This is a genomic window from uncultured Methanobrevibacter sp., from assembly GCF_947170395.1.
Classification (GTDB): Archaea; Methanobacteriota; Methanobacteria; order Methanobacteriales; family Methanobacteriaceae; genus Methanocatella.
In genome coordinates, this window is record NZ_CAMVTE010000004.1 from 1 (window position 1) to 19,870 (window position 19,870).

Consider the following 19,870-nt stretch of genomic DNA (forward strand, 5'->3'; position numbering starts at 1 on the left):
AAAAAAATTATTACTCTTCAAATGCTCTCTTTGATAAACTCTTTTTATTATAAGTGTATATAATTATAGTTATGGAAAAGAACAGTTATTTAGTTTCTTGGGGAAAATGCTGATTCTTTTATGGGATCCGAAATGTATTTTTTTTTAGGGATATGAAATATAATGATTGTTCTTTCTTTGTCTAAAAATATTTGTGTGGATTTGAGTTTTATGGTTGAAAAGAGTTTTATTTTGACTGATAAAATCGAATTTGTTCCTGATGAGGATTTAGAAAGGACATTGAATTTCAATTTGCGTGCCACAGGTTATGTATTCAATAAAACATTGGAATACAGTATTTACCGTGAAAACCTGGTCAAAGAGTTTAACATTGGCAACCAATTTAAAGTAAATCGCAGTTACACACAAAAAATCATTAAACATCTAATAAAACGCAAACCTTTTTTGAAAAAAGCAGATTCCACATATCTTCAAGCATCTACCGACCGTTTAATCAGAGCATATGAAGGATACTATGATGGCAGAACTGGATTTCCCAAGTTCAAATCACTTAAAAAAAATCCAGTACAATCCATCACACTGAGAAACAACGAATACTCCACCAAAGATGGGATTAAAAGCACCATCAGGTGGGAAGATAATCGATTAAGGTTAAACAAGCTAGGATATCTTGAAGTCAAGTATAAACGGGATATTGATGGTAAAATCAAAGAAGCAACACTTTTAAAAGAAAACGGCAAATGGTTTGTTTGCATAATTTATGAAATGGATAAAATACAACCAAAAGACGAGTTCTCCTACAATGGATTATATGTGGGCATTGATGTGGGTTTAACAGACTTTTTAACCTTTTCCAACGGCAAAACCGTTCCCAAACCTGACTTAAAAAGAATAAATGGCAGAATACAATATTATAATCAAAAACTGGCCAGGCAAAAAGAAGGTGGATCCAACTGGAAAAAAACACTAAAAAAACTCCACAAATGGATAACCAAGAAAAACAACGTAATCAACGACTACTACCATAAAGTATCCTATAATATTGTCAAACTCTGTGAATTCATAGCCATGGAAACATTAAATATACGTGGAATGATTAAAAGTAATTTAAGTCGCAGCATTCATGAAATAGGATGGGGAAAACTCATAGAAATGATACGATACAAAGCCAAATGGTATGGGCGTGAATTCGTACAAATTGACAGGTGGTTTCCTTCCAGTAAAAAATGCCATGTTTGCGGCGAAATAAATCACGACTTATGTCGTGAAGAACGAGAATGGGAATGTCCACATTGTCACGCTGTACATAAAAGGGATGTTAATGCGGCTAAAAATATTTTAGACGAAGGTTTACGGGCCACTGGTTCAATGGTCCTATGCTTAGTAGATTTCATGCCTATTGGTCAAGACAAATTCATATATACATATGAATGGAAATGTTTTGACGAAACAATATGCATGGCCTAAGAATCTCCAGCTTCTTTAAGCCGGAGAGGTTCAATGGGTTTACCATTTTCTTTTTGATAATGCCTTCAATCTCTTTTTTTCTATATTTTTCTTTTTGTCAGACTGATATTGCTTATTTTGGCGATTGGTTGTTGTTTCGTTGTTTCTCATTACGGTTACAAGATCAATGTCATTGCCATTGCAGGCCATAATCACTCTTATTTCCTTGTAATCCTTTGATGGGGGTGCTTTAAATACTGCAGCATACTTTTCCCTTTCGATATGCTCCCAGCTTACGGGTTCCTCATTCATCAGGCAGTCCACTACAAATTCCCTTGAAATCCCATTTTCATCAAGCCTTTCTATGAAGTGTCTGTTTTCAAAACACCAGTTTATGCTTGCAGTGTCGCCCATAATAAATTTGTCAAAAACATTCATCAAGTAAATTTATTATACATCTTACAATAAAAATATTGTCATGAGTCAACAAGCACAATGGGATTCGTCATTGGCATTTATTTTCGCTATGATTGGGGCGGCTGTTGGGTTAGGTAACATTTGGCGTTTCAGCTATGTACTGTATTCTAATGGTGGAGGATCATTTTTCATCCCTTATTTTGTAGCAATCGCAATTATGGGAGTTCCATTTTTAATATTGGAATATGGTGTGGGATTCAGCTTCAAGCAATCATTTTCGAAAATCATGAAGAAAATCAAACCTGAATTTGAAATTATTGCTTGGATACTTGTCCTTTTTGTTTTTATAGTAACAATTTATTATATGGTAATCCTGAGCTGGGATTTGGTTTACCTTTTAAGTAGTTTTACATTCAATTGGGGAACCGATACTGCCGCTTACTTTGTAAATTCTGTTGGGGGAGGTTCAAACCTTTCAAAAGCCGGTTTTTTACTTATTCCAACAACTGTTGGTGTATTGATCTTATGGGTTATCCTATGGTTTATTTCCAACAGGGATGTGGATAAGGGAATCGGTAAGGTTTCAAAGATTTTAATCCCAGCATTGTTTGTGATAATGGGAATTATCATCGTTTATGCATTGACACTTCCGGGTGCTTCTCTGGGAATTAATACGTTGCTTACTCCTGACTGGAGCATGCTTTTGAATGTAAACATCTGGCTTGCTGCATTTGCACAGATTATTTTCTCATTGAGTATGGGTCAGGCAATTGCGCTTACATATGCAAGCTATCTTCCAGAAAACTCAAAACTAATAGATAATGTTTTGATTGTTGTAGCGTCAAACTCCGCTTTTGAGATATGTACGGCTTTTGGGGTATTTTCAATTTTGGGGTACATGTCAACCACTGCGGGAACTCCGATGGTTCAGCTTGTCACTGAAGGTACCGGTCTGGTATTTATCGTATTTCCAATGATTTTCAACATTATGGGTCCTATTGGCCGCATATTAGCTCCAATGCTGTTCTTGGCAATATTGTTTGCCGGTGTCACTTCAGCCCTTGGATTTTTCGAGCCGATGCTGAATTCAACTTCTGATAAGCTTGGATGGTCACGTAAAAAGACTGCAACAATATTGTCCGTTATAGGATGTGTATTTTCAATTCTCCTGACAACCGGAATCAGCAGTTATCTTGTCGGAATCATCGATTCATTTGTTAATGAGTTCGGTATTTTGCTTTTAATCGGTGTTCAGTGTATCGTATTTGCATGGTTCTATGGTGTTGAACACTTCTTGCCGGCATTAAACGTGCATTCTACATTTAAAGTAGGTAAGACATGGAGTTTTGTAATTAAATACTTATTGCCGCTAGTTTTAATCGTAATGTGGGCAATTGGTATCATACAATTGTTTTCAACTGCAAAAACATTTGAAATAATGGTTGATGTAATAATCATTGTTGCGGTATTCGTGTTTGCGGTTGTTTTGACTAAATTTAAACCTGCAGGTGAATGATTGTTCATTCACTTCAACTTATTTTTTTGATTTTCGAAAGAAGAAATTTTAATTATCTTTCAGGCATTAGAATTTCTCTATTGAATTATTAATTTTAGATATAATTAAATTGATTTTATTTTAAAAACTAGTAGAATTATTGATTGTAAATATTAATATATTTATTATAGGATTATTTTTCACAGATTACTTTTGATACATCTATATCTATCAAAGGATAAATATAAAACTCTGTCCTATTGAGGACTTTGCGCTTTTGTGAATGTAAGGTACAATCCAAGAATCCACACCAGAATTGAGATGTGGCTGAATATGGAAAATGTCCACATTCCCAGAATGTTCAGTGCGACTGCAGCTCCGAAAAGGGTAACTCCCTTTTTAACATCTCCCAGATAGGCAATGCCCAAACCTGTAAAGATAAATGATATTACAAGTGCAATTTTCATATCCTTTTCCATTATATTTCCTCCTTGCTGAAAAATTTGTATTTAGTTTGATTAAATTTAATTTTGTTTTTTAGGATAATTGGTTGCCGGAATTATTAAAAAAGTGTTTTGAATGTCTGTAATGGTTATGATTTGTATTGGATAAGTGAATCTAAGGGAAAACCCTTAGATTAACTTAAACTAAAAAATTTTTTTAGCATAACACGAGAGTGTTATATTAATTAGTATTTTTAGGATATTATTTAAATATTTAGATATTTTTGAATGCCTAAATATTACTTTTAATTATAATAATGCCAATTGCATACAATTTAACGAGTTTGGAGCAATTTTTTCGAGATTTAAAAAAAATAGTTTAGTCGAATTCGAGTTTGTTGACGATGTTTTTCATATGGGTAATGGAATCAGTAACTTCTTTTGGGGTTATATCAATGAATGGTTCGTAATCAGCTTTTTTCCTTAAATTAGATAGTTGAAACAATTTTGATTTAATATATATCTCACCATAATCGTATAATGCATCTCTTAACTGCTTATGTTCACTAATTTCTTCACCTTTTTCAAATTCCCAAGGTTTAGTTGTTTTAAATCCATATTTGTCTTCAAGCCATAATTCACACATTAGATATGCACTATAATATGCTCTATTGATGATTGTCGCATCAATACATCATTCATCACAATTTTCTGGTATTAACTGTGTTTTTAGATTCAATAACAAGAGAGTTAGTAAATATAGTTGAAATTGAGGATATTTTTGTATATTCATTATATCACCTTATATGAATAATATTATTGTATTTCTAGAAAATTCGCCGATTCCTTTGTTTTTTGAGAAGTTTTCCATATGGGAATAGAGTTTCTCAAGTATTTCATCAAGTTCTTCTTCTTTGGTACTGTTCAATTTTTCAAAAGAGTAGACATAGTCAAGTGTGTCTATATCCGGCACTTCTTTTAGTTCCATTGTACCAAGAGCATCGAATTTCTTGGAGAATCGTTCAATCTCTTTGGTGTATATTTTTTCTGCCGGTTCCATTTCGCGTTTGAATTTCATGAATCTCGGTTCGCTCATATTTGTCACCATTTATTATTCTGTTATTTGTTTAATAAATAGTTTTTCTTGCTTTTAAACTCAATTTAAGCTTTAAAAATCAATATTTACTTTACTCTGTAATTTTACATCTGTATTATAATATTTGGATATTATTTTTAAATAGTTTTTCTTCTATCTCAAAGCAATTTAATAAAATCAGAACAACTTATATTTAAATCTATCATGTTAATCAAAAAATAAGGGATGGTTGATGGTATTGGGTTTGGCAGATCAGTTAAGCAACGCCTGAAAGCATTATGATAAATACCATGGCATCTGTTAACAGGTGGGATAGATATGGCACGAATAGGTTTTTGGTTTTAAGGTATCCGTACATCTCAAATACGGTTCCAAGCCCCTGCAATAGGAGAACTGAAGCTAAAGTTGAGTATGGCGGATAATAGTGAAGCATACCAAATCCGAACATGACTATAATGACAGAAACAGTAATGGCCAATTTACGGTTTTTGCTAAATTTATAGACAAAACGCATGAAAAACATCAATGGAATAAATTTGACCAGTTCTTCGCCCAGCATTGAAAATACCAGTCCGATAGTACTTTCAGGAGTGACTCCCATGACTTCCGCACTTGCCTCAACTCCTCCAAGTCCAAAAATATCTAAAATATTTCCCATTGCGATTGCATAAACCATATATCCAATAAACATCAGCACTCCAAGTATTATTTCATTTTTTGTTGGCTTGTGGAAAAATAGGCTGTAATCCCAGTTTGAATAATACAGGAGTGGAATCAGCATCAATGAGCAAAATACGAGTCCGCTTATTATTTCAGAGTTTGACACTTCCCAAAGAATAGCATAAAGAATATATGAAATGACTACACTTAACATCAGTACAATCCAACCGATTTTTGAAATTCGGGGATTGTGGTTGTAATATGGAAAATCTCTTGTTTCATCAAATTCTAAAAAGCTCATTTTATCACTACTATAACTTTTGATTTCATCATTTTAAACATTTCGGAAAAGATAATAATATTGACTTAAACATATAATATTAATGGCATTATCAACCCAACACAACTTCCAGTATCTCGATGATTTAATCAAAAACAACAAGGACATCCTTCTTGACTGTGATATCACCTTGCAAAAAGGTGAGGAGGAAATATTTCCTCAGGGAATTGAAATTGCAGGCGACATTGTCATTGACGGTGGGGGTTTTGCTATAGATGCCTGTGAGAGCTCAAGAATCTTTAACATATTGTGCGGAAATGTCACAATAAAAAACGTTATTTTTAAAAATGCTTTTCATGATGAAGATGGAGGGGCAATCAAACACCTTCAGGGGGATTTGAATCTCATAAACTGCACATTCATTGACAATTTCTCAAAAACCGGAGGTTCTGCAATATTTTGTGAGATGGAAAGTAAGGTAACTCTCAGGGATTGCGGCTTTTTTGGCAATAGTGCGGATGAGGTCGGATGCATATACAACTTCAACGGAATTGTCAATGTCTTTGATTGTGAATTCTCCAAAAATAAGAATTCATCCATTTTAAACCAAAGAAGGGGACGTTTGCTCGTTAGAAATTGTGAATTTAAGGCAAACGAAGCTGAAAACGGAGCTGGAATAGCCAATTTCGGAAAATGTGATGTTTTTGATACTTGTTTTGAGGGTAATGTCGCAACACAAAACGGCGGAGCCATCAACACTCAGAGCCGAAGTCTTCTTAATGTTTCAAATTCAAGATTCATACGCAATAGTGCAGGAAGTGACGGTGGTGCCATAATCAACTTTTCCAGGGCGAAAATTGATGGCTGTCTGTTTTTGAATAATAAATCGGATAATCACGGAGGGGCCCTGAGCAATCAGAAAAAGAGCCGTATTTCTCTTTCAAAATCTGATTTCATCGCCAACTCTTCAGTAAAGACAGGAGGTGCAATTTTAAATTGGGGTATAATCGACGCTGATGGTCTTAAGCTTGAAAACAATACTGTAAAGGAGTTCGGCGGGGCGATATTCAATCAGGAAGACAGCATCCTTAAAATTACTCGCTCGGAATTTGGCCAAAACAGCTCACAGTATTCGGGCGGAGCCATCATGAACTGGGCAGGGCTTACAGTAAATGACGTGTCATTTAAAGGCAATTCCTCCAATTTGGGAGGTGCTATAAATAGCTCGAAAAAGGCAAGCACAACAGTTATTAAATCTGAATTTGAGCGAAATTCTGCCTTGAGCGGATCTGCAATATTCAACAACAGTGCAGACTCCATAATTTTTGACTGTGAATTTGCCAATCATTTTGACGATAATGCAATATACAATTTCAAAACGATATCAATTTTTGACAGCCGTTTTCATGACAATCACTGCAAAAATATCATTTTCAACGATGAGGATGCCCATTTGAAGGTTCTGGGCGGTGAGTTTCGGGCAAATTTCTCAGGCATTTCGGCAATATATAATGCAGGAGAGCAGTGCATAATAAACAAGTCAACATTTGATGAAAACAAATCCAATATAACGTTTCCAGACATTTACAACAGAACATACATGATAATTTCCGCTTTGAAATTAAACTCAAAGCAAAGGACAGTTTTAAACAAGGGTGTGCTGGATGTTAAGAAAATGTCTGCTGGTCAAATCAGGCTGAGCATTAAAAACATCAAAACGCTCAATGACTTTTCCAAAATCGTGATAAGCAGATTTGATTTCTCTCATTTGGACAGGCTGGTAAATTCAAAACCTAAACTGACATTAACTCGCGATTATTGTCTTGAAAAGTACGAATCCGATTTTTATGAAGGCGGTATCGAGATTAAAAACGACAATCTCATCCTTGACAGTCAGGGTCACATAATAGACGGCAGAAATAAGACCCGTATATTTATAATCAATGCCAGTAATGTTGTATTGAAAAATATAACTTTTAAAAACGGATTATTTTCAAACAACATGGACAGATACGCTTCAGGCGGAGGAGCGGTACATGTCTTAAAAGGCTGTTCTGTAAGGCTTGAAAACTGCAGATTTATTGAAAACGCATCATCCTCCAATGGAGGGGCAATTTTCAACGATGGTGAAATAACTTCCATCAATTCAAAATTCATTAAAAACAAATCCAAATCATTTGGGGGAGCTATTGACAATAAATCCACATTAACTACTTCAAATGATGAGTTTGATGGAAATTCATCAAGAATAGGTGGGGCAATTTACAATAGGGGTCATTTAAGTATTAATAGCATAGACTTAAAAGGCAACGAATCCCATTTTAATCAGGATATCTATAATGCAAATGTCATTGAAAGCGATGATGATGAGCTGTTTTTGGATTCTATTTTCAATTCATCCAAAATAAGGCTCAGACATGTTGATGTTAAGTCATTTGCACATTTGGCTGATAAAATTCAAAATTCAAATGAAATTAAATTGGAACATGACTTTGTTTTCGATTATCCAAGCGATTATCTCCTGAAACATCACTTTGACATCAAAAAGGATCTTGTCATTGACGGATGCAACCATACGATTGAATATAATCTTTTAGACCATGAAAACTTCATCATCAGTGGTGGAGGATCATCTTCCCTGTTTAGAATAAGGGAAAATGACGTCAGGGTTGTACTGAAAAATATTATCTTTAAAAACTGTTATTCCAATGGCCGTGATATCATTGAAAATGAGGGAAACCTTATCATCGAAAACTGCAAGTTCATCAACACCCGTTTGACATCAGACAATGCATTCATAAACAATAAAAACACTTTGACGGTTGCAAATTCCTATTTTTCAAACAATGTCGCATCCGGCCAGTCCGTTATAGTCAGCTCCTGTAAATTGGACATTTCAAATTCACTATTCATTAACAACAACTCCCATGCCATCGGATCATGCATTTCCAACAGCGGGAAAGCCAGCATAAATCATTCAGCTTTTAAAAGCAACAATACAAAAAACAAGGCATCCTGCATTTACAATGAATCTGACGCCTCTTTGAAGCTCTTTGATGTGGATTTCATACATAATGATGCAGACATTGACGGAGGGGCTATTTACAATTACGGTGAAATAGACATTGACGATTCAAGATTTGTGGGCAATCTCGCACGCGATGAGGGTGGTGTTATAAACAACCGGACAAGTGGGGATATAAAGATTAAAAACTCAGAATTTTTGGAAAATGAATCCAAAACCAACGGAGGAGCCATTTTCAGCTACGGGAAAGTTGTTGCTTCAGGCTGTATTTTTAAGGAAAATATGGCAAAAATAAGGGCAGGTGCAATAGAACACACCAGACCGTTGGACATGAGATTGAAAACCCATCTTAAAGTTTCAGATTGCGAATTTATTGACAACAGAAGCCCGGACAAAAATGCTGTTTATGGCTATGAAGGTGGAGATGTAAAGCTTGTGAGATGTAAATTCAGGTGAAAAAATGAGCATTTGGCAGGACTTGGTTGAAGAAATTAACTCATGGGATAATTTTTTCATAATTCATGATGATGAATCGGCCGATAGGGTATGTGAGTTTTCAAAAGCTCTGGGCGAATTTCATATTGACCATTTCATTATCGGCAGTGATGATTTTCAGTTATTTAAGTCCAATTCGTATTTTGGAGATTGCATTCTGGCAATTTCCGGTTCAGTTGAGGACGAATTCATTCTGGATTTGGTTAAAGAGGCAAAACCGATGGGATTTAAAGTTTATGCAATCTGCAGGGATGTTTGCAGTTTGGCACCGCTTGCAGATGAATTATTTGATGTTGAAGGGGATTTCACAGACTCTTTGACAATAACTCTTGATACTATAATTGATGAAATACGCGATGACAGGCGCAAAAATATTAGGTTAAAGTTCAAAAAATCAGGTGCAGGACTTATTGGAGAAGATTCTGACAATCCGTGTTATTTGTATGTGGCAGACAAGACATCTTGGCTGGTCAAATGCAAGCTTGAAAGGACTATTTTCATCTTTGCTGATTCCCAATTTAAGGATATAGCTTATGCATTAGGAGAAAAGTTACACTCTTTGGATGTAAATGCCTGTGTAGTTAGTGACGGGAATCAGAAGCCTTTCAGAAATCTTGATTTGGACAACTACAATTATAATATTGAACTTCCGTCCTCCGGGAAATTCTCGGTGAGTAGAGCTGACGGATTTGTACTGATTTCAAAATCCTGTAGTGAAGACTATTTCAGAGATATTGCTAAGTTTTGTGACTATATTATCTGTGGTGAAAAATGCAGTGGCTTTTTAGAAAAATCCATAGCCGTCGGCAGTGAGGATTTCCAAAAACACTCATTGGCGGTCATTGATTTTTTGAATATTGAACTCAAAGATAAGTCACTTTCAAATAAAGTTAAAAGGTTATTTAAGTGAAATTTGGAGGAATATGATATGGATATTGAAGGGTTGCCCCCTGAGTTTGTTAATCAATTAAAGAAAACTACAGTAAGGCCTGAATATAGGGCTGCCGTCAACAGTATGGTAAATGATTTGATGTCCTGGGGAGATTTTTACATTCTCTATGATGGTGGTGTTGATCAAGATGTTATCGCATTGCTTTTGGGGAGTTTGACTCAGTTAAAAATCTCCTGGAAACCCGTTGCAAGCATCAGCGACTTGGGGGGTGCAGGTCCTGATGATGCTCTTTTGGCCATTTTTGACGGGGAAAATAGTGCGATTGGTGAGGCAGTTAAATTGGCGGGGATTAATGAAATGTCAGTATATGTAATCTCTAAAATAGGGTCTGATTTTACCAGCCTGGCCGATGAGGCCATAATTTTGGGTGATGAAAATTTAAGAGTAGAATTGGCATTGATCTTTGCAGGAATACTAGCCAAACTGATTGATGTGGTAGATGATAATAAGGTAGAAATGAAACGGTCCCATTTTTTGGGTCACTGAAGGTGTTTAAATGGAAAGTTATCTTGGTGAAGGGCTGATTGCAGATATTGCCTCATGGGAGGATTTTTTCATTGTTTGCGATGAGGAGTCAATGGATTTGGCTTTGAAGTTTAGTGCTGATTTGGATTTGTTGGGTGTATCTTCAAGGCTTGTTGACTACGGTGGTAGCTATGAGAGTATTTTTTCTGATGGCGGTTCCGTTTTGGCCATTTCTAAATCAGGTAGGGATGATTTTGTAATTGGTGCTGTCAAGTCTGCAAGGGCAAACGGCGTTACCGTCTATGGGCTTTGCGGCAATTTCAGAAGCGGTTTGGCATTGCTTTCAGATGAGGTTTTTACAGTTAAAAATCGGGAGGATTTTGGGCAATTTTGCCTTAGGACTTTTGATGAGATTACAGAAAAACTGAAGGATTATTATCTGCAATCCGACGATAATTTTGATGACTCACAAATAGCATATGCTCCTCCGGGCGAGTCTCCACAATTTTTAGGTACTGTAGTCGATATTAAGGTAAAGGTGGGGGACCGGCTTGAAAAAGGTGATGTTATCTGCACAGTCGATGAACTGAAAATGGAAAAGGAAATCTGCATTGAAGTGGAAGGTATTGTAGAGGAAATACTAATTAAACCGGGAGATGATATTTTCACTACTGAAGAAATAATCAGATTAAGGGGGCCAAAATAAACGGTTTTTAGGTTAAAAGATAATCGGCAATGAAATATGTCAGCTCCGGCGGCAGAGTCAAATAATGAAATTAGCAGATGGTGATTTTCTGGATTCATATTAATAATCAGTATTTTCAAAGATAATGTTAGGTGTTAGCTATGACCATTAAGGATTTTTTAGGCAGAATATTCAAACCCCGCCGGGAGGTGGAGGAGGAAATTCCCACAATGTATTCAATACAGCCTTCAGTTTCAAGCATCTATATTTCCTATTCCACAAAGGACAGGGATGTGGCGGATTATGTTTGCGGGCAATTGGAAAACCGTGGATTCAGATGTTGGATTGCTCCTCGAAATATTATTGCAGGCCATCCTATTGATGAACAAATATATGAAGCAATCAAAAAAACCGACTGTTTTCTTTTAATATTTTCCGGTAACTCTCAGGAAAGCAAATTTGTCATGAGGGAATTGAACGCAGCTTATAGTTTAGGAAAAAAGCTTATTTCCTTTCACATTGACAGCAGCTTTTCAAATCGTGAGATGGAATTCTATTTGGCGTGTTATCCTCACGTTGACGGAAGGGAACTTGAATCCCGCGGGGATGAGATAATGGATGATTTGAAAAAGACATTGTCTTATGTGTGATATTATTTGGTTTGAATATTAAAGTGGATTTCATCTTGGGTTTTACTCTCTAAACTCCTTTTAAATTTGTTTTTTAAAATTCAATCTTGGCTTGGGGAAATGTTTATATATGTAGTATTACTAATATTAAAATAAGTAATACTTCATGGTTGGTAATTCCATATTGATGACCTCCAAATTGAATATGCATTATTGGCCGGGAGTTGTTATTGTGTCTGATGACAAAACAAGAATTGGTGATAAAATGATAGCTGCGAAATTAACTGAAAAATCGCTTGAACTTAATTTGTCTTTCAATGGTTTGATTGAGAGGTATATTAGGAGAGGATTGTTTAGTGATGACTACTCTGATCCTCCTCATCTTACTCGTGAGGAGTTGATGGAACTTAGTAGAAGAGAAGTGGAAAAGGACAAAAAAAGGGGAATTCCTCCAAAAAAACATGATTTTAGTGTTTTTATTGGTTTATTAAATAAATCTGACGATTAATGGGGGATTTTAATGATTTTTCTTGATACTGGTTACTTTAAGGGTTTACTGGACAAAAAAGACAGGCATCATAAGGATGCCCTAATTAATGAATTTTTAGTGGATTCTAATGAAACTACTGTAATCAACACCACAGTTCTTGTAGAAACATTAAATCGGGTGGTTGGAACTGGAAATAGTATAAACAAAGTTTTTAATAATTTGCATGATGAAAATCGAGTAATCCAGCTAACTGGTAAAGATTACCTAAGATCTTTAGAAATTAATGGTTGGTATGGTAATTCAATTAATTATGCGGATTGCACTATCATCAATACTATGATGAATCTGGGAATAACTCAAATAGTTTCATTTGACAGTGATTTTAAAAAAATTAATGTTTTTGAAGTAATCTGCAATGTTTAGGAGGTGTTAACGTGGATTTTCACTATGAAATAGAAAACCCAAAACTTAAAAAAATGGTCGAAGACAAAGCCAAGGAATTGGGCATGACTGTTGATGAGGTAGTTTGGGGCTACATTAACCGTGGATTGATGGAAGATAACTTCAGTGAGGAAAGCTGCAAAAGACTGCATTCTGAAGAGTTCTTAAAGATGGTTGATGAGGCGTTAGGCCTTGATTAACCTTTTTATTATTTTTTAACAATTATTGTTGCTGTTTTTGTAACTGAATTGTAGTATTTGTTTCCGCCGTATTTTACAGTAGCCTTGAATGTTCCTTTTTTGGTAATTTTCAGGTTGAATGTGGCCTGGCCTTTTGAGTTGGTTTTGGCGGTGTATGTTTTGCCGTTTATCTTTAGGGTGACTTTTGTGTTTTTCATTGCTTTTCCCATGTTGTTTTTGAGTGTTACTGTGTATTTTTTGGTTTTTGTTTTGAATGTCTTTTTGTTTGCGGTCAGTTTTGGGGTTGCCTTTTTGATTGTGATTTTGATTTGTTTTGTTGCAGTTGAGTATTGGCTGTTTCCTCCATATGTTATTGTTGCTGTGTATGTTTTTGGGATGAGATTTACGGCAACGTATACTTGGCCTTTTGAATTTGTTTTCAGTTTGGTTGTTTTGCCGTTGATTTTAACATTAACATATGCGTTTGCTATTGCATTTCCTTTATCATTTTGTAAAGTTATTGTTAGCTTTTTACTTGTTCCGTATGTTTTTGTTAATGCAGATGCCTTTATCACAGATTTTTTTACAATATTCAGGGTTCCGTCCTTTACGATGCAGTTTGTTGTCTCATCATCCAGACTTCCAGTCAGCTTGTAGGCTCCGTAATCAAGTGAAGATGTATCAAACAGGTATCCTCCAAGGGTATCGTTGTATATGATCTTATGGCTTGTAGTCTTGCCTTGCTTGGTCAGGCGTACATTCAAATCACTAATTTTAAATGTATTTCCGTCAGCATTTTTTATTTGGGCCACACTGACAGTATTTCCCTTAACAGCATTAACATTGCTGAAAACAAGGTATAGTGGTGAGGAGTCTTTCACGGTACTTATATACCATATTGCAGCCGCATTTTTATTGCTCATTTCCATTTTATTGTTTTTCAGATATAGACTATTGGAAATGTTGTTTGTGTTGTTTGAAAAGATTATTTCCATATTTTGATTGGATTTGAAGATGGAATCTGTGATTTCAAGCATGTTCTGTGAATATATGGTTCCCCCATTGTCTTTTGCACTGTTATATATGAATTCAGAACTGGTTATCTTTGCATGTGATGTCTCTTCTGTGTATATTGCTCCGCCGTGTCTTGCCCTATTGGAGCTAAACTTCGAGTTTTCTACAGTGCAGTCCTTAGCCGAATAGATGGCTCCTCCGCTTTCATTTGCATTATTGTTTTTGAAATTGCAGTTTTTGACATTAATTTCTTCAAATGATAATGCCGCCGCTCCGTATTGGGCCTCATTGGATTCGAATATGGAATCTGTTATGCAAAATCCTTCAGGTGCGTATACCGCCCCGCCATCTTCATTGGCAAGATTGTTTTTGAATGTGCACTTTGAAATGTCAACATATCTTTCGCCGTATGCTGCTCCTCCAAAATCTGCACTGTTATTGTTAAATGTTGAATCTGTGATGATGCATTCGTACTGGGAATAGGTCGCTCCTCCGCTTTTATTGGCGTGGTTGTTTTTGAATGTGCAGCTTGTGATGGTGATGTCTTCACAAGAAAGAATAGCTCCTCCAAAGTTGGCGCTGTTATTGTTAAATATAGAATCTGTGATGAAGTTGAATGCAGTGTAAGCATCGTCTTCAGGATCTAAAAATGACCTTGAATCTATCTCAATTGCCCCTCCATTGATGGCATTGTTGCTGTTGAAGTTGCACCTCTCCACGTTTATATCCTGTTCGCAGTATATTGCACCTCCATTTTCCGCGGTATTTTCCTGGAATGTTGAATCTGAGATATAACCTTTGGCAATTGTATCGATAGCGCCTCCATATTTTGCCGTATTATTTTTGAATGTTGACTCTGTGATTGAGTATACCGAAACTAACTCAAGTGCTCCGCCACTTACATTGGCATAATTGTTTTTGAAATTGCAGTTGTAAATTCTTATATCTTCGAGAGCCGAAATTGCACCGCCGTCATCGGCACTGTTTGATTCGAATATTGAATTTTCGATGTATGTTTCGTTTTCTGAATGAATTGCTCCGCCTCCGGCTTGAATTTCATCTGTAACATGATTGTTTTTGAATGTGCAGTTTATGATATCCATAGTTTCTAGAGAGCATATTGCACCTCCAGCAAATCCCGCAGTATTTGAGTCAAATATTGAATTTTCTATAATGCAGTCTCCATTTGAATCAATTGCACCTCCTGTCATGTTGACAGTATTGTTTTTGAAAATACAGTTGTGGATGCTTAAATATCCTTTTGAATAGATTGCCCCGCCGTATTCTCCGACATTATCTGTAAAACTGCAGTTGTAGATGTTGAGGTTTCCAAAAGAGTATATTGCTGTGAGGTTTCCTCCTTTGAAGTTGATGTTTCTTAGGGTGACATTGCAATCATAATCAATTCCAAGAATGCTTGACTTTAACAGTCCGTTTAAGGTATGGCCGTTACCGTCAATGGTTATGGAATGGTCAATTATGATGTAATGTTCAATGAAATTGTCATCGTAGTGGCAATCTTTATCTAGAGTGATTATATATCCGTCGGCGCTGTTGGAAATCATTGCATTGAGTTCTGTAAATGTGGATGAAAGTTCATATTCAGTAACATTTGCACTGACGATGAAATTAAACTCAGTAGTATTTGATGAGTAGTAATTGGATTTGAGTTTGGCTGAAAAGGTGTAGTTTCCTTCCTTATCAAATTTGATTTCCAATGAACTCATTGCCCTTTGAATCTTTGAATAATATGTTTCATTGTTTATCTTTATTTCAACAAGATGTTCGTATTGTTCATCTTGGTCCCATTCCGGAATAGTCATTAGGATGTAAACAGTCTTATTAAGTGGAAGTTCGCTAACGGAATATACGTCAAGATTATAAACGCTAAAGTAAGGATTTAAAAGACTTCCTCCAGGGCTTATGATGAATGATGCTGCAGGTGTATAATCCATTCTGCATACTGTGGTGAATGCCTTTATACAGGCTACCTGTGAGGTATTTGTTTTAAATCCACTGTAGGCAAAGTTGTATTGGCTATTCAAATCATACATATCAATCCAGTCTTTGCCGTTGTAGCTGAAAAATGAAACGTTGCTTGGGTATGTCAGTTTGTATAGTTCGTCCGCCTGACAGACGGGGATATTTGCATCAATCAATTTGATGATGATTTCAAATTCATCGCTTTTGTTTAGTGAAAGGTATTCATCCAGTCTGATTGTATGATATCCTGCAGGAGAATATATTTTTTCGCTTGTTGCGGCCTCTTTGCCGTTTATTGTAATTGCATATGTGAAATAGGTTGGCTTTTCAAAGTATGTGGAAAATGCAGACAGGAATTCATTGTCCTTTGCGATAAACCTGTTTTTATAGTAGATTTCATTTGCATCCACATTTAAAAAGTCGCTTAAGCCTGAAAAGTCGTATTGGTATAAATCCTGATAACCAATATCTGCCTCATTGAAAATAAAGGTGTATGCATGCATATATGGTGCAATTTCCTGTGAAAGCTTTTGCTCGTAGGACAGGTATCCAAAACCGTTTTCTCCCCATAATTCTCCCCAGCTGTTTTTAAATATCCACGCACCCTGTGAAGGATTTCCTAAAATGTCAAGACCTTTATATTCATCATCCCAGCCGATAAGAGCCACTGTATGATATCCCTGAGAAACATTATCAACTGTCCAGTCAAGAATTACACAAACCGCACCGCAGTTTATTATTGCGCTTTTTAATTTGTCGTTGTCGGAACTGTTGTCTCTGGCTGGTATGAATGCAATATCCTGGATATGGTATACAGAAGGCATGTCTGTTGACATTGATGATATCGGATTGTAAATGTCATATGTTTCATGTACCGGACCTAACCAGCTTGCAAGATAGCCTATAAACATTGTATCATATCCTCCGGCATTGGAATCTATATTTAAACCGTATATTGATGAAGCTGCCATTATGTTTTTGGCGTTGTTTTCTGAAAAGTCATATATCTGTCCTGTTGCTTTTGCAAGACATGCTTCAAGTGTTGCAATGCCTGCAAATGCCCAGCAGTTCTTTCCGATTCCCTGGTCTTTGGCTATTGTAATGTAGTGATAATCTCTCGAATCGTAATAGGATGGCAAATCGGTTATGTTGGATGTAAAATTGATTAGTGGAACTTCGCTTAATCTGCTTTTAAATTCATATGCATTTCCAAAATTGGAATCCAACTTTCTGTCTTCAAAATTAAAGTAAAATTTGCCCTTAATGCAGTCAAATGTAAATTCGCTGGAATTAACCGGGTAATGCCAGAAACCGACCCCGTCTTTATCTTCATTTATTATTGCTCTTGTTTCATCTTCAAAAATAGGAAGTGCCCACCATCCACTAACTTGTTTATGATCAATTGTTGAGTAAATGTAATTGTATTCTGATGAGGTGCCGTCTGCATAAGTTGTGTTTGCTATAACTGCAAGGACATCCAGATTTGTGTATTCAAAGCCATCATAATTATATATGGAAACTGTCAGTTCACGAAAATCCATTTCAGCAGGCGGATGACTGCAATCATATATTATGGTTCGGTTTTCATAATCGTTATAGTTTAAAAGGATTACTGAATCATTAGGATATGCTTCATCATGGATATTAAAGTTTCCGGATTTTGCAGTAAATCCCATCATTGAAGCAAATAGGTCTCCCAAATCAGTATAATATGAAAAATTGCTTAGATAATCATTGGAATTGGACACTACATAAGTTATAACATTACTGTAATCGCCGTAGTCAGTATCATTATCATCAGTTCCATTGAAATGCCCTACTGCAAAATAAACGTCTTCATAAATATTTCCGCTTTCAGCAATTTTACCATAATATTCATCAATGTATATTCTTGGTCCTTTTTTCGCTGAAGAGTGTATAAAATAGTTATTGGTAATATTTATCTTTTGGGGGCTTCTGATATATATTGCTCCTCCGTCCTGTGACTTGGAGTAGATGAATACTGAATTGTTAACTGCAACAGATCCGTAAATTGAATATATTGCACCTCCGGAATACCAGGCAGTATTGGCGTAGAACCAATTTTTTTCAATTTCCAAATCTGAATTTAGAGAACAGATTGCACCTCCGAAGGCAGAATAGGAATTGTAATACTCTGTGGATTGGATGTATACTACGGAATTCAAACAGTATATCGCACCTCCTCCGTCCATTTCTGATGTGCAATCTGTAAAAGTACAGTTTTTAATCTGAACATAATCATCATTGAAACTTAAGGAACCTCCGAACCATGAACAGCGGGAATTGGAAAATGTTGTGTTTTCTAAAAAGATCATACTGTTTTGGGTGTAGATGTCTCCTCCTGCGGTTTCTGCATAATTGTCAGAGAACCTGCAGTTTGAAAAATCCAATGCAGAGGAGAGGGCATTTATCGCTCCGCCGATATCTCCTCCCTCAGCATTCATAAAAGAAGATGCTGTGGAGTGAATATTGGACTTTTTAGCGAAAATGCAGCTTCCATTGCTACCTCTGTTACTGTCAAAATCACAAAAGTTAAGATAAATGTTGGTATTGTTGGCTAAAACGGCGCCTCCCAGTTCAGTTCCTTCATTGTCATAGAAATTACAGAAATCAAAAATGATGTCCTTGTTGTTGGTTGCATAAACTGCACCGGCATTTTCAGCATAATTTCTATAAAAGTCACATGAATCAAAGAATGAATTATTATTGCCTGCAAGATAAACCGCTCCTCCTGCAATTAATTGCGCTGAGTTGTCTTCGAAATTGCATAACTCAAAGGAGGGATTATTGCTGTTGATTAGATAAATCGCTCCGCCACAGTAAAAGGCAGTATCGTCGATAAAATCGCATCTTATGAATGTTGTGGAATCGTCATTGCTTGAAAAAATTGCTCCTCCATCATCAGCACCATTTGCAATAAAACTGCAGGTTTTAAATGATGTTATGTAGTTTTCATTTGAATAAATGGCTCCACCGGTTAAATCTGCAGTATTTGCATCAAAATCACATTTGAGAAATGATGTGAATCTGTTATGGGCCATATAGATTGCTCCTCCAGTATATTCGACACTATTTTCTAAAAATTCGCAGTTGGTAACTGATGTGTAATTGGTATTATCCAAATAGACAACGCCTGTACCTGCATTGTTTTCATTGAAACTGCATTTATTAAATTTCACATGGTTGGAGTTGATTACGCTTACAATACCTGCATTTTTATTATATCCATTTTTAAAGACTATATTTTTTAAGACAACATTGTCTGCCTTATTAATTAAAAGAAGTTGTGATTTTTCCAATCCGTCAATGGAATGTCCGTTACCGTCGATTGTTATTGTTTTGGTGATTGTTATTCCGTTTTTACCTGTAAAATTCTTGTTGTAGGTGTAATCTTTGGTCAGGTATATGGTTGAGCCTTTTTCAGCATTGTTTATTTGGCTTTGAAGTTCTGAGAAAGTTCCCGGTTTTGAACTTTCCAAAGGAGTATCCTCATCAATGGCTGTTGGTGTTTCATAGCCTGCACTAGTTATATTGTCTGCTAAATCACTGGCACAGACGGCCGAAAGCATTCCAATTGCTATAATCATTAATAAAAAAATGAAGATAATCCTTTTATTAATCATAATATTATTATATATTATAATCTATTTAAAT

Annotated in this window: 16 protein-coding genes; 10 read left to right on the forward strand and 6 right to left on the reverse strand. The window is 35.8% G+C overall.

All coding sequences use genetic code 11. The features are described 5' to 3' along the window. The first annotated feature begins 231 nt into the window (after positions 1-231). The gene (locus Q0W04_RS01785; RefSeq protein WP_298499545.1) at positions 232-1,467 is read left to right on the forward strand and encodes a transposase; all 1,236 of its coding nucleotides are present in this window, start codon (positions 232-234) and stop codon (positions 1,465-1,467) included. A gap of 39 nt (positions 1,468-1,506) precedes the next feature. Here the strand turns inward: Q0W04_RS01785 and Q0W04_RS01790 are convergent, their stop codons facing one another. Beyond that, the gene (locus Q0W04_RS01790; protein WP_298499548.1) at positions 1,507-1,884 is read right to left on the reverse strand and encodes a DUF4258 domain-containing protein; all 378 of its coding nucleotides are present in this window, start codon (positions 1,882-1,884) and stop codon (positions 1,507-1,509) included. Between the two features lie 40 nt (positions 1,885-1,924). Here Q0W04_RS01790 and Q0W04_RS01795 point away from each other — a divergent pair, with 40 nt between their 5' ends. Further along, positions 1,925-3,379: a sodium-dependent transporter gene (locus tag Q0W04_RS01795; protein WP_298499551.1), complete on the forward strand. Its 1,455-nt coding sequence runs from the start codon at positions 1,925-1,927 to the stop codon at positions 3,377-3,379. A 236-nt stretch (positions 3,380-3,615) separates the two neighbouring features. Here the strand turns inward: Q0W04_RS01795 and Q0W04_RS01800 are convergent, their stop codons facing one another. The 4 genes from Q0W04_RS01800 to Q0W04_RS01815 form a co-directional block, all read right to left on the reverse strand. Continuing rightward, positions 3,616-3,837 (reverse strand): hypothetical protein, encoded by a 222-nt coding sequence (locus Q0W04_RS01800; RefSeq protein WP_298499554.1) that lies wholly within the window; start codon positions 3,835-3,837, stop codon positions 3,616-3,618. A 343-nt stretch (positions 3,838-4,180) separates the two neighbouring features. After that, positions 4,181-4,447, reverse strand: coding sequence for a hypothetical protein (locus Q0W04_RS01805; RefSeq protein ID WP_298499557.1), 267 nt, complete (start codon positions 4,445-4,447; stop codon positions 4,181-4,183). Between the two features lie 156 nt (positions 4,448-4,603). Next, positions 4,604-4,897: a hypothetical protein gene (locus tag Q0W04_RS01810; RefSeq protein WP_298499560.1), complete on the reverse strand. Its 294-nt coding sequence runs from the start codon at positions 4,895-4,897 to the stop codon at positions 4,604-4,606. 256 nt (positions 4,898-5,153) lie between these two features. After that, positions 5,154-5,858, reverse strand: a complete 705-nt coding sequence (locus Q0W04_RS01815; RefSeq protein ID WP_298499562.1) for a type II CAAX prenyl endopeptidase Rce1 family protein — start codon at positions 5,856-5,858, stop codon at positions 5,154-5,156. 82 nt (positions 5,859-5,940) lie between these two features. On the opposite strand from Q0W04_RS01815, the gene Q0W04_RS01820 reads away from it, so the two are divergent. From Q0W04_RS01820 to Q0W04_RS01855, 8 genes are all read left to right on the forward strand, one after another. After that, a complete protein-coding gene (locus Q0W04_RS01820; protein WP_298499567.1) occupies positions 5,941-9,318 on the forward strand; it encodes a right-handed parallel beta-helix repeat-containing protein in 3,378 nt (1,125 codons plus the stop codon). 4 nt (positions 9,319-9,322) lie between these two features. After that, on the forward strand, positions 9,323-10,267 hold the full coding sequence (locus Q0W04_RS01825; protein WP_298499570.1) for a hypothetical protein: 945 nt from the start codon (positions 9,323-9,325) through the stop codon (positions 10,265-10,267). Positions 10,268-10,285: 18 nt separating this feature from the next. After that, positions 10,286-10,795 (forward strand): hypothetical protein, encoded by a 510-nt coding sequence (locus Q0W04_RS01830; protein ID WP_298499572.1) that lies wholly within the window; start codon positions 10,286-10,288, stop codon positions 10,793-10,795. 10 nt (positions 10,796-10,805) lie between these two features. Beyond that, positions 10,806-11,480 carry a biotin/lipoyl-containing protein gene (locus Q0W04_RS01835; protein WP_298499576.1) on the forward strand — a complete coding sequence of 225 codons (675 nt, stop codon included), beginning with the start codon at positions 10,806-10,808 and terminating at the stop codon, positions 11,478-11,480. Between the two features lie 140 nt (positions 11,481-11,620). After that, entirely contained in the window at positions 11,621-12,109 is a 489-nt protein-coding gene (locus tag Q0W04_RS01840) for a toll/interleukin-1 receptor domain-containing protein (protein WP_298499579.1), read from the forward strand. Positions 12,110-12,320: 211 nt separating this feature from the next. Further along, the gene (locus tag Q0W04_RS01845) at positions 12,321-12,596 is read left to right on the forward strand and encodes a hypothetical protein (protein ID WP_298499582.1); all 276 of its coding nucleotides are present in this window, start codon (positions 12,321-12,323) and stop codon (positions 12,594-12,596) included. A 12-nt stretch (positions 12,597-12,608) separates the two neighbouring features. Further along, on the forward strand, positions 12,609-13,001 hold the full coding sequence (locus tag Q0W04_RS01850; RefSeq protein WP_298499585.1) for a type II toxin-antitoxin system VapC family toxin: 393 nt from the start codon (positions 12,609-12,611) through the stop codon (positions 12,999-13,001). Between the two features lie 11 nt (positions 13,002-13,012). Further along, positions 13,013-13,219 (forward strand): hypothetical protein, encoded by a 207-nt coding sequence (locus Q0W04_RS01855; protein WP_298499588.1) that lies wholly within the window; start codon positions 13,013-13,015, stop codon positions 13,217-13,219. 8 nt (positions 13,220-13,227) lie between these two features. Here Q0W04_RS01855 and Q0W04_RS01860 read toward each other — a convergent pair whose 3' ends face one another. Next, entirely contained in the window at positions 13,228-19,803 is a 6,576-nt protein-coding gene (locus Q0W04_RS01860; RefSeq protein WP_298499591.1) for a right-handed parallel beta-helix repeat-containing protein, read from the reverse strand. Between the last annotated feature and the right edge of the window lie 67 nt (positions 19,804-19,870).

Bases quoted from the DNA above. Each gene is read 5' to 3' on its own strand.
- Q0W04_RS01860 (WP_298499591.1), bottom strand. From the start codon at position 19,803: ATGATTATAGCAATTGGAATGCTTTCGGCCGTCTGTGCCAGTGATTTA.
- Q0W04_RS01850 (WP_298499585.1), top strand. From the start codon at position 12,609: ATGATTTTTCTTGATACTGGTTACTTTAAGGGTTTACTGGACAAAAAA.
- Q0W04_RS01815 (WP_298499562.1), bottom strand. From the start codon at position 5,858: ATGAGCTTTTTAGAATTTGATGAAACAAGAGATTTTCCATATTACAAC.
- Q0W04_RS01830 (WP_298499572.1), top strand. From the start codon at position 10,286: ATGGATATTGAAGGGTTGCCCCCTGAGTTTGTTAATCAATTAAAGAAA.
- Q0W04_RS01795 (WP_298499551.1), top strand. From the start codon at position 1,925: ATGAGTCAACAAGCACAATGGGATTCGTCATTGGCATTTATTTTCGCT.
- Q0W04_RS01805 (WP_298499557.1), bottom strand. From the start codon at position 4,447: ATGTGTGAATTATGGCTTGAAGACAAATATGGATTTAAAACAACTAAA.
- Q0W04_RS01835 (WP_298499576.1), top strand. From the start codon at position 10,806: ATGGAAAGTTATCTTGGTGAAGGGCTGATTGCAGATATTGCCTCATGG.
- Q0W04_RS01820 (WP_298499567.1), top strand. From the start codon at position 5,941: ATGGCATTATCAACCCAACACAACTTCCAGTATCTCGATGATTTAATC.
- Q0W04_RS01790 (WP_298499548.1), bottom strand. From the start codon at position 1,884: ATGAATGTTTTTGACAAATTTATTATGGGCGACACTGCAAGCATAAAC.
- Q0W04_RS01810 (WP_298499560.1), bottom strand. From the start codon at position 4,897: ATGAGCGAACCGAGATTCATGAAATTCAAACGCGAAATGGAACCGGCA.
- Q0W04_RS01825 (WP_298499570.1), top strand. From the start codon at position 9,323: ATGAGCATTTGGCAGGACTTGGTTGAAGAAATTAACTCATGGGATAAT.
- Q0W04_RS01840 (WP_298499579.1), top strand. From the start codon at position 11,621: ATGACCATTAAGGATTTTTTAGGCAGAATATTCAAACCCCGCCGGGAG.
- Q0W04_RS01800 (WP_298499554.1), bottom strand. From the start codon at position 3,837: ATGGAAAAGGATATGAAAATTGCACTTGTAATATCATTTATCTTTACA.